Below are 12,766 nucleotides of genomic sequence, written 5' to 3' on the forward strand. Positions count from 1 at the left end.
GCTCACGCAATCCCGCTCTGCGGCACCACAATGCGTCGCCTGCGAGTGTCACGCCCCCGGTCGCCCACGAGGTCCGGCGGGCCCACAATCCCATCCCGAGGAGCACATCATGCCCGGAGTCGGCATCTGGCGCACCAAATCCGTCGAACAGTCGATCGCGGACACCGACGAACCCTGTTCGCGGCTGCGAAGAGAGCTGACCGCCAAAGACCTGACCGTGTTCGGCGTCGCCGTGGTGATCGGCGCCGGCATCTTCACCCTCACCGCACGCACCGCGGGCAACGTCGCCGGCCCGTCGATCTCGCTGGCATTCGTGCTCGCCGCGATCACGTGTGGTCTCGCTGCCCTGTGCTACGCCGAATTCGCGTCGACCGTCCCCGTCGCCGGCAGCGCCTACACCTTCTCGTACGCCACCTTCGGTGAGTTCGTCGCCTGGATCATCGGCTGGGACCTGATCCTCGAGTTCGCGCTCGCCTCCGCCGTCGTCGCCAAGGGCTGGTCGCTGTACCTCGGCGGCATGCTCGGCGGCAGCGGGCACACCACGATGCATCTCGGGCCGCTTGCGGTCGACTGGGGGGCGCTGCTCATCGTCGGCGCGATCACGGTCGTGCTCGTCGTCGGCACCAAGGTGTCCTCGCGGGTGTCGGCCGTCGTCACCGCCATCAAGGTTGCGGTCGTCCTGCTGGTCATCGTGGTCGGCGTCTTCTACATCGACAAGAGCAACTACTCGCCCTACATCCCGCCGGCCGAGGGGGCGCAGAGCACCGCGAGCGGCGTGCACCAGTCGCTGTTCTCGGCGCTCACCGGAGCCGACGGCAGCAGCTACGGGTGGTACGGCCTGCTCGCCGCCGCGAGCCTGGTGTTCTTCGCATTCATCGGATTCGACGTGGTCGCCACCACCGCGGAGGAGACGAAGAACCCGCAGAAGGCGCTGCCGCGCGGCATCTTCGCCTCGCTCGCCATCGTCACGGTCCTCTACGTGGGCGTCACGCTGGTGCTGACCGGCATGGTGAAGTACACCGACCTGCGGACGGGCAGCGCGCTCGTCGGCGACGGCAGCGCCACGCTGGCCACCGCGTTCGAGGCGCACGGCATCACGTGGGCGCAGATGGCGATCAACGTCGGCGGCCTCGCCGGCCTCACCACGGTCGTGATGGTGATGATGCTCGGCCAGACCCGCGTGCTGTTCGCGATGTCCCGGGACGGGCTGATGCCGCGGCAGCTGGCCACGACGGGCCGCAAGGGCACCCCGGTACGCATCACCCTGCTGGTCGGCGGCATCGTCGCCGTCCTCGCCGCGGTGTTCCCGATGGGTGTGCTCGAGGAGATGGTCAACATCGGCACGCTGTTCGCCTTCGTGCTGGTGTGCATCGGCGTGATGGTGCTCCGCCGGACCCGCCCCGACCTGCCGCGCGGGTTCCGGGTGCCGCTCGTGCCGCTGGTGCCGATCCTCGCGGTCCTCGCGTGCGGCTGGCTGATGCTCAACCTGTCCGTCGAGACGTGGATGCGGTTCGTGGCCTGGATGGCCCTGGGCGTGGTGATCTACTTCGTCTACGGTCGGCGCAAGTCGGTGCTCGGGCAGCGGCTGCGGGCCGAGGCGGCCGAGCGGGCGGAGACGCCGCAGGTCGTCCGCGAGCCCGAGCCGGTGTAGCGCGGCGATCGGCCGCGGCCCCGGAGCGACCGCTCCGGGGCCGCGGCCGTGCGACGGCGGGCGATCGGCACCGGCGGGCGCACCCGGGATCGCCGGTCCGGGCCGGTTCCCGTCACGCGCTGTCGTCTCGGACGCCGCCGGAGGAGGCGCGTGCCGCGGTCGGGCGCTGGGCGAGGATCGCGGCGCCCATCCAGCGTCGGAGATAGCGCCGCAGCTCGTCGTCGCTCCGTGGGGGGTTGCCGGGGGAGACGAGGAACGACTGCATCGTGCGCAGCACGTATTCGACGAGTTCGTGGAGTGCCGCGTCGTCGTACCCGTAGCGCTCCCAGTCGACGTCGAAACGCTTGATCATCGTCATCCCGAACTCGCGTGCCTCTTCGGAGGTGAGGCCGTCGGGATGGACGTTCGAGTACGTGCCCGTGAGCAGGATGCCCAGATGTGGCGTCCGGCGTACCTCGGCCAGGGTGTAGACCACGCCTTCGGTCATCGCGTCGACGGGATCCTCGATGCCGCGGATGTGCCGGGTCAGTCGAGCGAGGAATCCGTCGACCGATGCGATCGCCGCGGCCCGCATCAGTGCATCCGCGCTGGGGAAGTAGCGGTACACCGTCTGGCGGATGACGCCCAGCGACTCCGCGACATCGGCGATGCTGATGACGGAACCCGTACGCCCGATCAGATCGACTGCAGCGGAGACGATCCGGCGGGACGCTTCGTCGTCGTTCTCCGGGGGGCTGCCGCCCCACCCGCGTCTCCGTGCCACTGCTCCGCTTCCTCGGATCGCACCGCATCCGGAACGACGGGCCCTCCGCATGGTGGGGCCTGTCGGCCGTCCGCTCGAACGACCGACGGTAGCACGGGGTGGCCCGCCGCCCGCGGGGCCGTCCACGGTCTCGATAACACGTTCTCATCATACGTTAGGGTCGATCTATGTATGATCACGGCACCGCGGCGCGGGGCCTCTGCGGGGCCCCGGCCCAGCCCATTTCCGGACGACGAGGGGTAGCGCGTGACCGATCTGCAGATCCGAAAGATGAACTTCGCGTTCGAGGACTACGACGTGCCCTTCCTGTGGAACGACGCGAATCCGGCCTTCTCGAGCATGGCCAACGCGGTCTCGTTCCTGGCGATCGGCTTCGAGAAGATGATCGTGAAGATGATTCTCCAGACCAAGCCGCTGATCACCGACCCCGAGGTCGCCGCGGAGGCGGACGCGTTCATGCGTCAGGAGGGGCAGCACTCGACCGCGCACCGCCAACACGTCAAGGCCCTGATCAAGCGGTACCCGGGGCTCCGGGAGACTCTCGACGACGTCATCGGAGAGTTCGACCGGCTCACCGCGGAGACCTCGCTGAACTACCGGCTCGCCTACACCGCGGATCTCGAAGCGACCTTCACTCCGGTGTTCAAGCTGATGCTCGACAACGAGGCGGCCCTGTTCCGGCCCGGAGACGACCGGGTGGCGTCGCTGTTCATCTGGCACTTCGTCGAGGAGGTCGAACACCGGAGTTCGGCGCTCGTCGTCTTCGACTCCGTCGTCGGCTCCGACATCTACCGGATGCGCGTGGCCCCCTCGGTCTTCCGTCATGTGCTGAAGGTCATCCGGCTGGCCTGCGAGGGCTTCAACGAGCATGTTCCCTTGGCGGACCGGAGGATCGACGCTCTGTCGATGTTCGCGTCCTACCGGCGCAAGCAGCGCCTGCGCACGTGGTTGCCGCTGCTGCACGCGGAGGACCACGGCCCCCTGCCGCGCGCGTTCGACGATCTGCCGCTCGGTGAGCAACTCGTCGCCCTGGCGGGAGTCGTCCGGAGCCAGTTGCCGAAGCACAACCCGGCCCACGAGAAGCTGCCGGCACTCGCGGACGTGTGGTTCCGGCGCTATGAGGACGGCTACGACGTCACGCGCTGGTACACCGCCGACGCGGTCGCATCGTAGGGGGCCGGAGCGATGACCGACCTGTGCGCACCCACCTTCGCCGAACTCGCCACGTCCCTGGGCTTCTCGTGCGAGGAGGCCGGTGGCCTCGTCGAGGTCCGCAACCCGTCGGCCCTGGAGAACTGGACCCTTCCGGTTCTCGAGGTCACCGTCGTGTTCGGTGCCGTGCTCGCGCTCGTGCTCGCCGTCGTGCGCCTGCGTCGTCACGGCGATCCCACCAACCTGGTGCTCTGGTTCGGCGCCACCGCCTACCTGTTCCTCATCGAGCCACCGCTGTACTTCCCCGCCGCCTTCGGCATCGAGGAGTACGTGGACACGATGTTCGCCCACAACGTGTTCACGGTGGAGTTCCTGTGGGGCCGGCTCCCGCTGTACATCGTCGCGATCTACCCGCTGATGGCCACGCTGGCCTTCGAGATCGTCAGAATGCTGGGCGTTTTCCGGCGCTACGGGGTTCTCGTCGGTGCGGTCTGCGTGGGCTTCGTTCACCACGCGTTCTACGAGATCTTCGACCACCTCGGACCGCAGTTGCGATGGTGGCACTGGTCGGTGACGAATCCGGTCAACCAGCCCATGTTCGATGCGGTCCCGCTCCCGAGTGTGGTGGTGTTCGCCGCGCTCTGGCCGATGTCACTCGCGTTGTGCGTGCAGTTCTTCGTCGGTCGCCACGTCGACCGCGGCCGGCACTTCTCCGGTCTCGAGCTGGTGTGGCGCACGGTCGTGATCGGCCTGCTGGCGTCGTTGGGCACGTTCGTCCTCCCGCTCCCGGCGACGGTCCTGGGCATGGGAAGCACGACGGTCCGGGGAGTGCTGTACGCGGTGGAACTGGTCGTCGTCACACTCGTCGCGAGCGTGGTGCTCGTGCGCCGATGGGTGCGGCTGTGGCGGGGCGAGCCGGACGTTCCTCCCTACACGAACCGCTTCGTCCAGGCCTACAGCGTGGTGTACCTGTGCGTCATGGCGTTCCTCTGGGCGGCCGCGTTGCCCGACTTCCTCCGTGCCGTCGACGGCGTGACGAGCACCGGAGATCCGGTGGGAAACCTGTGGTACACGCTGGCGTGTTTCGTCGTCGCACTGCTGTGCGTCGCCGCCACGTTCACCGCACACCGCGGAGGGGGTGAACCGGGCGACACATCGCCCGCGCACGAGCGGGACGCGACGCACGCCGGATAGCAGATTCGGCGCACACCGAGGGCGGCCGGCGGTGGGGGAGTTGCGCCCTCCGGCCGACGAGGCCGCACACACGAGTCCACCCGCCTTGCGGAATCGCAAGGCGGGTGGACTCGTGACGAACTACGTGCGGAACCGGCTCAGCAGTCGTAGTACAGCTGGAACTCGTAGGGGTGCGGCCGCAGGTTGACCGGAGCGATCTCCTGCTCCCGCTTGATCGAGATCCAGGTCTCGATCAGGTCGCTGGTGAACACGCCGCCCTCGGTCAGGTACTCGTGGTCGCGCTCGAGGTTGTCGATGACCGATTCGAGGCTGGTGGGAGCCTGCGGGATGTTCTTGGCCTCCTCCGGCGGGAGCTCGTAGAGGTCCTTGTCGACCGGGGCCATCGGCTCGATCTTGTTCTTGATGCCGTCGAGACCCGCGAGCATCTGCGCGGCGAACGAGAGGTACGGGTTGCCCGAGGAGTCCGGGGCGCGGAACTCGAGGCGCTTGGCCTTCGGGTTGTTGCCGGTGATCGGGATGCGCACGGCGGCGGAGCGGTTGCGCTGGCTGTAGACCAGGTTGATCGGAGCCTCGTAGCCCGGCACCAGACGGTGGTACGAGTTGATCGTCGGGTTGGTGAACGCGAGCAGCGACGGCGCGTGGTGCAGGATGCCGCCGATGTACCAGCGCGCCAGGTCGGACAGGCCCGCGTAGCCGGACTCGTCGTGGAAGAGCGGCTTGCCTTCCTTCCACAGCGACTGGTGCACGTGCATGCCCGAACCGTTGTCACCGAACAGCGGCTTCGGCATGAAGGTCACGGACTTGCCGTGCTTCCAGGCGGTGTTCTTGACGATGTACTTGAACAGCTGCAGATCGTCGGCCGCACCGAGCAGCGTGTTGAACTTGTAGTTGATCTCGGCCTGACCGGCGGTGCCGACCTCGTGGTGGCCGCGCTCGAGCTCGAAGCCGGCGTTCTGCAGGTTGGTGGAGATCTCGTCGCGCAGGTCCACGTAGTGGTCGTACGGTGCGACGGGGAAGTAGCCGCCCTTCGGGCGGACCTTGTAGCCGAGGTTGGGGCTGCCGTCGGCGTTGAGCTCGACGCCGGTGTTCCACGAACCGGAGACCGAGTCGATCTCGTAGAACGCGCCGTTCATCTGCGAGTCGTAGCGGATCGAGTCGAAGATGTAGAACTCGGCCTCGGCACCGAAGAATGCGGTGTCGGCGATGCCGGTGCTGACGAGGTATTCCTCGGCCTTGCGGGCGACATTGCGCGGGTCCCGGCTGTAGGACTCGCGAGTGAACGGGTCGTGGACGAAGAAGTTGATGTTCAGCGTCTTGGCGGCCCGGAAGGGATCGATGCGCGCGGTGGTGACGTCGGGCAGCAGCATCATGTCCGACTCGTGGATGGACTGGAAGCCGCGAACGGACGAGCCGTCGAACGCCAAGCCGTCCTCGAACACGTCCTTGGTGAACGCGCTCGCGGGAATCGAGAAGTGCTGCTGAACGCCGGGGAGGTCGCTAAATCGGATATCGACGTACTCGACGTTTTCGTCCTCGATGTACTTGATGACCTCTTCGGCCGAGGTGAACGCCACGCTTGTGCTCCTTCAGTCAATGCGCGCCATGGGGATGGGGCGTCTGCGTCGGATACAGACCGTATTGAGCTGGTGTTGCCCGACCATCAATCCCATGTTTCACCGATGTTACAGCTCGTCTTCCGGTGTCGTGAGGACTACTTTTGTGGTAGAAGTCACCGGCGTGCACGTGGGGTCGGGCCGGTCCGCTCGTTGCACCCTATCCTGGACAGCATGGCACGTATGACCGGCAGCTGGCTCTCCGGACCCGCTGCGGCGATCCCCAAGGGGCAGGAAAAGGCCCAGGACTACCGCGGGCAGTTGCTCGGCCTGCCCCAGGAGGGGCCGGGCGCGCTCGCGGGCCCCGGCCGGCGGGCGAGCGCTCTGGCGATCGACTGGTTCACCTCCGTCGGTATCGCCACCGCGATCGTCGGCGAACGTCCCTTCGAGAACCCTCAGCTGTCCACCTACACCCTGCTGGTGTGGTTCGTGGTGGGGGTGCTCACGGTGACGTTGTTCTCGTTCACCCCGGGGCAGTATCTGGTCGGCCTCCAGGTCGCCCGGGTCGACGCGCCCGTACGAGTGGGGCCGGTTCGCGCCCTGGCGCGGCAGCTGCTGCTCGTGTTCATCGCGCCGGCGATCGTCACCGACGTCGACGGCCGCGGCCTGCAGGACCGGGCGACCGGCACGGCCCTCGTACGGTCCCGCTGACGCACCCTCCCCGAAACGCGGAACGGGAGCCTGCACCGGGTCGATCCGGGTGCAGGCTCCCGTCGTCGGAGCGGGGCTCAGCGGCGGCGCATGGTGCGCTGGACGCTGCGCATCTTCGCGCCGGCCGGCATCGGACCCTTCGGGAGCGCGGCGCCGGTCTTCTTGGTGCTCAGGGCGGCCAGCCGGCCCTCGATCGCGTCCATCCGCTTGGTGTCGATGTTGCGCGGCAGCTTGGACAGGTGCTTCTGCAGCTGCGACAGCGGGACCTGGCCCTCGTCGTTGCCGACCACGACGTCGTAGATCGGGGTGTCGCCGACGAGGCGCGCCACCCGCTTCTTCTCCTGTGCGAGAAGCGCTTTCACGCGCTGCGGCGATCCCTCGGCCACCAGGATCACGCCCGGGCGGCCGATGACGCGGTGCACGGCGTCGAGCTGCGCTGTGCCGGCCACCGCGTGCGTGACGCGCCAGGAGCCCTGCAGGTTGTCCAGCGCCCACGCCGCCGCGCCGGCCTGGCCCTCGGCCTTGCCGTAGACCGTTTTCTGCACCCGGCGACCGAAGATGACGAACGCGAGCAGCACCCCCACGAGCAGGCCGACCGGCAGGAGGAACCACTCGATACCGAAGATCAGCCCGATCAGGAAGAACACCAGGGTGGAGACGACGATCGCGCCGATCATCCACGGCAGCAGCAGCTTGTCTTCCTTGCGCTGCAGCTGGAACGCCTGCCAGAGCTGGGTTCGCCGCTCCTTCGACGCCTGCTTGCGCGCGGCCTTCGCCGCGGCCTTCGCTTCCTTGTCGGGTTTGCTGCCTTTCGCCATGCACCCAGGATACTTTCCCCGCGGTGACCCCTTCACCACCGCGGGTCCGGTACGGCTACGGCGTGAGGCGAGCGAGCACGGAGCTGGCTTCCTGGGCCGCTGTGCCCCCCTCGGCCAGGTGCGCCTGGGCGGCGGGCAATTCGCGACCGTGGTGTGCCATGGCCTGCGCGTACAGGCGGCCCGCGCGGTACGAGGACCGGACCAGCGGCCCGGCCATCACGCCCGCGAAGCCGATCTCCTCGGCGGTCTCCGAGTGCGCGACGAACTCCTCGGGCTTGACCCACCGCTCGACGGGATGGTGCCGCGGCGACGGACGCAGGTACTGGGTGATGGTGACGATGTCGCAGCCGGCGGCGTGCAGGTCGTGCAGCGCCTCGGTGACCTCCTCCGGTGTCTCACCCATGCCGAGGATCAGGTTGGACTTGGTCACCAGGCCGAACTCGCGGGCCGCGGTGATCACGTCCAGCGACCGCTGGTAGCGGAACGCCGGGCGGATGCGCTTGAAGATCCGGGGGACGGTCTCGACGTTGTGCGCGAGGACCTCGGGACGCGACTCGAAGACCTCGGTGAGCAGTTCGGGCTTGCCGTTGAAGTCGGGGATGAGGTTCTCGACGCCGGTGCCCGGGTTGAGCTCGTGGATCTGCCGCACGGTCTCGGCGTACAGCCACGCGCCGCCGTCGGGCAGATCGTCGCGGGCGACACCGGTGATCGTCGAGTACCGCAGACCCATCGCCTGCACCGACTCGGCGACGCGGCGCGGCTCGTCGCGGTCGAGCTCGGCGGGCTTACCGGTGTCGATCTGGCAGAAATCGCATCGACGGGTGCACTGCTCGCCGCCGATGAGGAACGTCGCCTCCCGGTCCTCCCAGCATTCGTAGATGTTGGGACAACCGGCTTCCTCGCAGACCGTGTGCAGGCCCTCGCGCCGCACCAGTCCCTTCAGCTCGGTGTACTCCGGGCCCATCTTCGCCCGGGTCTTGATCCAGTTCGGCTTGCGTTCGATCGGCGTCTGCGCGTTTCGGGTCTCGATCCGCAGCAGTTTGCGTCCTTCTGGGGCCACAGTCACGGGCTCGATCCTACGCCCGCCGGTACCGGCCGGACCCACCCTGGGGGCGCGGCCGTGGCGGGCGGCGATCAGCCGTACCGCACCGTGGTGAACTCCGGCCGCGGGGTCTGCGGCGGCTCGGCACCGACGGCCTGTTCGAACGTCACCCGCTCGATGTCGTGGTCCGTCACCGGCAGGCGGCCGTCGAGAGCGTCGATCACCGCCGCCGTCACCGCCGGCATCACCTCGGCGACGGTGACGTCTCGTCCGAGCTCACCCGTGAGCGAGGTGACACCCGCGTCGCGGATGCCGCACGGGACGATCGAGTCGAACGCGTCGAGGGTGGCGTCGCAGTTGAGGGAGAACCCGTGCATCGTCACCCCGCGCTGCACCCGCACCCCGATGGCGGCGATCTTGCGCTCGGGCAGCCAGTGCCCGTCGCGCAGCTCGGCCGGCAGCCACACGCCCGAGCGACCGTCCACGCGGCCGCACGTGAGCCCGAGGTCGGTGCAGACCTCGATCAGGGCCTGCTCGAGACGCCGCACGTAGCCGACGACGTCGATGGGTTCGCCGAGCCGGATGATCGGGTAGCCCACCAGCTGGCCGGGACCGTGCCAGGTGATCTTGCCCCCGCGGTCGACGTCGATCACCGGGGTGCCGTCGGTGGGGCGATCCTCGGGGGCGGTGCGCTTACCGGCGGTGTACACGGGCGGATGCTCGAGCAACAGCAGGGTGTCGACGCCGCGGCCCTCGGCCCGGTCGGCGGCGATCTCCCGTTGCCGCTCCCACGCCTCGAGGTAACCGATCAGCCCCAGGTGCGCCACCGCGACGGGTTCGGAATCGAAACGGGCGGAGGAGGATGCGCTGCTCATAGTCCACGACCCTACGCCGTCGGCGAGCCCTCGCGAAGAGGTGACTTCAGGACGCGAGCGCGTTTCCCAGGGCGGCACCGATCGTTGGGTACCGGAACTCGAAGCCCGTCGACTCGAGCACCACCGGCAGGGCACGCTGCCCGGTGAGCACCAGTGCGCGCGCCATTTCCCCGGCGACCGCGGCGACCACGAAACCGGGGGTCGTCCACGGCGCGGGCCGGTGCACCGAGTGCGCCAGCGCCTCGGTGAACCGGGCATTCGTCACGGGGGCCGGCCCGGTGACATCGACCGGTCCGGCGATGTCGCCGCGACCGAGGACGAAGCCCACCGCCGCCACCGCATCCTCGAGCGCCACCCACGACATGTACTGCCGGCCGTCGCCGAGCCGGGAACCGAGCCCGAGCCGGAACAGCGGCTCGAGCCGGCGCAGGATGCCCCCGTGCGGCGCGAGCACGATCCCGGTGCGGAGAACGATCGTGCGGACCCCGGCCTCACGCGCCGGCGCCGTGGCAGCCTCCCAGTCGCGGCACAGGTCGGCCACGAACCCCTGCCCGGCAGGGCTGCGTTCGTCCACCACCGTCTCGCCGGTGTCCCCGTAGAAGCCGACGGCGCCCGCGTTGACCAGCGTCGGCACCCCGGCGGCCGCGACGGCGGCGGCGAGGACGTCGGTGGGGACGATCCGGCTGTCGCGCAGTTCCTGCTTCACCGCGCCCGACCAGCGCCGCGCACCCACGCTCGACCCGCACAGGTTCACCACGGCGTCGACGCGGTCGAGCGCCGCGGGATCGACCCGCCCCGTCCGCGGGTCCCAGGACCATTCGTCCGGCGCCCCCGGCGGACGCCGCACCAGGCGGCGCACCTCGTGGCCGTGCGCCCGCAGCCACGCGACCGAGGCAGTTCCGATCAGCCCCGACGAGCCGGCCACGAGGATGCGCATGCCGGAGATTCTCCCGCATCTGCGGGGATCGGAACGCGGAAGCGGGGGCCTCGTCGGTGTGACGATGCCCCCGCTGCGGGTCCGGTGAGTGCCGGGCTACACCCCGTGGGTCACAGACCCAGGTCGGCTTCGAACGCCGCCTCCTCGAGGCGGTGCTTGATCGTGGTGAGGAACCGGCCTGCGTCCGCGCCGTCGACCAGCCGGTGATCGTAGGTCAGCGGCAGGTAGCACATCGAACGGACACCGATCGACTCGTTGCCCACCTCGTCGGTGACGACCACCGGTCGCTTGACGATCGCACCGGTGCCGAGCATCGCCGCCTGCGGCGGCACCAGGATCGGCGTGTCGAACAGGGCGCCCTGGCTGCCGATGTTCGTGATCGTGAAGGTGCCCCCGGCCAGCTCGTCGGGTTTGAGGCCACCGCTGCGGGCACGCTTGGCGATGTCCGCGATCGCGCGGGCCAGGCCGGCCAGCGACAGGTCACCGGCGTTGTGGATCACCGGGGAGAGCAGACCCTGCTCCGTGTCCACGGCGATGCCGAGGTGCTCGGCCGCGTGGTAGGTGATCTCCTTCTTGTCCTCGTCGTAGGAGGCGTTGATGTTCGGGTGCGCCTTGAGGGCCTCGACGACGGCCTTCGCGAAGAAAGGCAGGAAGGTCAGGTTGACGCCCTCGCGCTCGGCGAAGGTCGCCTTGGCCTGCGCCCGCAGGTGCGCGATCTTGGTGACGTCGACCTCGAAGGTCTGGGTGAGCTGCGCGGTGGTCTGCAGGGACTCGCGGGTCTTGATCGCGGTGATCTGGCGGATCCGGTTGACCTTCTGCGTGGTGCCACGCAGGTGGGCCAGCTCGGGACGGACACCGGCGGTCGCGGCCGGAGCGGCGGCCGGGGCCTTGGCGGCGGGCGCCGGCGCCTGGGCGGCGGGGGCCTTCGCGGCCTCGGCAGCGGCGAGCACGTCCTGCTTGCGGATGCGGCCGCCGACACCGGTACCGGACACCGTCGACAGGTCGACGCCGTGCTCGGCGGCGAGCTTGCGGACGAGGGGCGTCACGTACGGCGTGGCTCCACCCGAGGTCTCCTCGGCCGCGGGGACCGGAGCGGGGGCCGGAGCGGCCTGCTTCACCGGCTCGGGGGCGGGCTGCTTCACCGGCTCGGGGGCCGCCTGCTTCGCCGGCTCGGGCTTCGGTTCCGCCTTCGGCTCGGGCTTCGGTTCCGGCTTCGGCTCGGGCTTCGACGGTGCCGCGGCCGGGGTTCCCGATCCGATCACCGCGAGCTGCCCACCGACCTCGACGGTGTCGTCCTCCTGGGCGTTGACCTCGAGGAGCACACCGGCAACCGGGGACGGGATCTCCGTGTCGACCTTGTCGGTGGACACCTCGAGCAGGGGTTCGTCGACCGCGACCTCGTCACCGACGGACTTCAGCCACCGGGTGACGGTGCCCTCGGTCACGGACTCGCCGAGCGCCGGCATGGTGACCGGGGTGCCCTCGGCGGCGCCGGCGTCGGAACCGGACGGAGCCGGAGCGGGCTCGGGTTCCGGCTCGGGCTCGGGGGTGGGCTGCTCCTCGGGTGCCGCCTCCTCGGTCGGGGCGGCAGAAGGGGTGGTGGACGATCCCGCGTCGTCGGCGGAGTCACCGATCACCGCCAGCTCGCCGCCGATCTCGACCGTCTCGTCCTCTTGGGCGACGATCTTCACCAGCACACCGGCCGCGGGCGAGGGGATCTCGGTGTCGACCTTGTCCGTGGAAACTTCGAGCAGCGGCTCGTCGACTTCGACCGTGTCTCCTTCCTGCTTGAGCCATCGCGTGACAGTTCCCTCGGTGACGCTCTCACCAAGCGCTGGCATCTGGACGGAGAAGGCCATGTCTGTTGACTCCTCGACGGTTGTGTTCGGGTGTGTTGAGTTGTGCCGACCGATGGTCGCGGACCATTGTGTGGTCGCAGACCATTGTGCTCGAGGCCACGGTCTCGTGCGGTGTCTTGCGGTGTTCGATTGAGACCACACCCGATGCCGGGTATGACCTCGACCATCCTTGCACTGATCCAATCGCGGCGTTCGACGAGGGTTGGGTCAC

Annotated in this window: 11 protein-coding genes; 4 read left to right on the forward strand and 7 right to left on the reverse strand. The window is 69.1% G+C overall.

Features of this window, described 5'->3' with window-relative positions; genetic code table 11:
• Positions 1 to 109: 109 nt before the first annotated feature.
• The gene (locus tag A4U64_RS09065) at positions 110 to 1,651 is read left to right on the forward strand and encodes an amino acid permease (protein WP_006947747.1); all 1,542 of its coding nucleotides are present in this window, start codon (positions 110 to 112) and stop codon (positions 1,649 to 1,651) included.
• Between the two features lie 112 nt (positions 1,652 to 1,763).
• On the opposite strand, the gene A4U64_RS09070 is transcribed toward A4U64_RS09065, so the two are convergent.
• Entirely contained in the window at positions 1,764 to 2,414 is a 651-nt protein-coding gene (locus tag A4U64_RS09070; protein ID WP_065922479.1) for a TetR/AcrR family transcriptional regulator, read from the reverse strand.
• Positions 2,415 to 2,660: 246 nt separating this feature from the next.
• Here A4U64_RS09070 and A4U64_RS09075 point away from each other — a divergent pair, with 246 nt between their 5' ends.
• Entirely contained in the window at positions 2,661 to 3,587 is a 927-nt protein-coding gene (locus A4U64_RS09075; protein WP_065922480.1) for a metal-dependent hydrolase, read from the forward strand.
• A 12-nt stretch (positions 3,588 to 3,599) separates the two neighbouring features.
• On the forward strand, positions 3,600 to 4,760 hold the full coding sequence (locus tag A4U64_RS09080; RefSeq protein ID WP_065922481.1) for a hypothetical protein: 1,161 nt from the start codon (positions 3,600 to 3,602) through the stop codon (positions 4,758 to 4,760).
• 137 nt (positions 4,761 to 4,897) lie between these two features.
• Here A4U64_RS09080 and glnA read toward each other — a convergent pair whose 3' ends face one another.
• A complete protein-coding gene (glnA, locus tag A4U64_RS09085; protein ID WP_006947761.1) occupies positions 4,898 to 6,334 on the reverse strand; it encodes a type I glutamate--ammonia ligase in 1,437 nt (478 codons plus the stop codon).
• Positions 6,335 to 6,547: 213 nt separating this feature from the next.
• Between glnA and A4U64_RS09090 the strand changes: the two genes are divergently transcribed.
• Positions 6,548 to 7,024: an RDD family protein gene (locus tag A4U64_RS09090; RefSeq protein ID WP_065922482.1), complete on the forward strand. Its 477-nt coding sequence runs from the start codon at positions 6,548 to 6,550 to the stop codon at positions 7,022 to 7,024.
• A 77-nt stretch (positions 7,025 to 7,101) separates the two neighbouring features.
• Here the strand turns inward: A4U64_RS09090 and A4U64_RS09095 are convergent, their stop codons facing one another.
• The 5 genes from A4U64_RS09095 to sucB all read right to left on the reverse strand — a co-directional run bounded on the left by A4U64_RS09095 (position 7,102) and on the right by sucB (position 12,555).
• Positions 7,102 to 7,842, reverse strand: a complete 741-nt coding sequence (locus A4U64_RS09095; RefSeq protein ID WP_029544250.1) for a DUF4191 domain-containing protein — start codon at positions 7,840 to 7,842, stop codon at positions 7,102 to 7,104.
• Between the two features lie 55 nt (positions 7,843 to 7,897).
• On the reverse strand, positions 7,898 to 8,908 hold the full coding sequence (gene lipA / locus A4U64_RS09100; RefSeq protein ID WP_006947766.1) for a lipoyl synthase: 1,011 nt from the start codon (positions 8,906 to 8,908) through the stop codon (positions 7,898 to 7,900).
• A 68-nt stretch (positions 8,909 to 8,976) separates the two neighbouring features.
• Positions 8,977 to 9,759, reverse strand: a complete 783-nt coding sequence (gene lipB / locus A4U64_RS09105; RefSeq protein WP_006947767.1) for a lipoyl(octanoyl) transferase LipB — start codon at positions 9,757 to 9,759, stop codon at positions 8,977 to 8,979.
• Between the two features lie 46 nt (positions 9,760 to 9,805).
• Positions 9,806 to 10,696, reverse strand: a complete 891-nt coding sequence (locus A4U64_RS09110; protein WP_065922483.1) for a TIGR01777 family oxidoreductase — start codon at positions 10,694 to 10,696, stop codon at positions 9,806 to 9,808.
• Between the two features lie 110 nt (positions 10,697 to 10,806).
• On the reverse strand, positions 10,807 to 12,555 hold the full coding sequence (sucB, locus tag A4U64_RS09115) for a 2-oxoglutarate dehydrogenase, E2 component, dihydrolipoamide succinyltransferase (RefSeq protein ID WP_065922484.1): 1,749 nt from the start codon (positions 12,553 to 12,555) through the stop codon (positions 10,807 to 10,809).
• Between the last annotated feature and the right edge of the window lie 211 nt (positions 12,556 to 12,766).

It is taken from the genome of Rhodococcus sp. WB1 (genome assembly GCF_001700945.1).
GTDB lineage: Bacteria > Actinomycetota > Actinomycetes > Mycobacteriales > Mycobacteriaceae > Rhodococcus > Rhodococcus aetherivorans.

What these genes read in the sequence shown, in the direction of transcription:
- A4U64_RS09095 (WP_029544250.1), bottom strand. Translation starts at nt 7,842, where the DNA reads ATGGCGAAAGGCAGCAAACCCGACAAGGAAGCGAAGGCCGCGGCGAAG.
- A4U64_RS09090 (WP_065922482.1), top strand. Translation starts at nt 6,548, where the DNA reads ATGGCACGTATGACCGGCAGCTGGCTCTCCGGACCCGCTGCGGCGATC.
- A4U64_RS09110 (WP_065922483.1), bottom strand. Translation starts at nt 10,696, where the DNA reads ATGCGCATCCTCGTGGCCGGCTCGTCGGGGCTGATCGGAACTGCCTCG.
- sucB (WP_065922484.1), bottom strand. Translation starts at nt 12,555, where the DNA reads ATGGCCTTCTCCGTCCAGATGCCAGCGCTTGGTGAGAGCGTCACCGAG.
- lipB (WP_006947767.1), bottom strand. Translation starts at nt 9,759, where the DNA reads ATGAGCAGCGCATCCTCCTCCGCCCGTTTCGATTCCGAACCCGTCGCG.
- A4U64_RS09080 (WP_065922481.1), top strand. Translation starts at nt 3,600, where the DNA reads ATGACCGACCTGTGCGCACCCACCTTCGCCGAACTCGCCACGTCCCTG.
- A4U64_RS09065 (WP_006947747.1), top strand. Translation starts at nt 110, where the DNA reads ATGCCCGGAGTCGGCATCTGGCGCACCAAATCCGTCGAACAGTCGATC.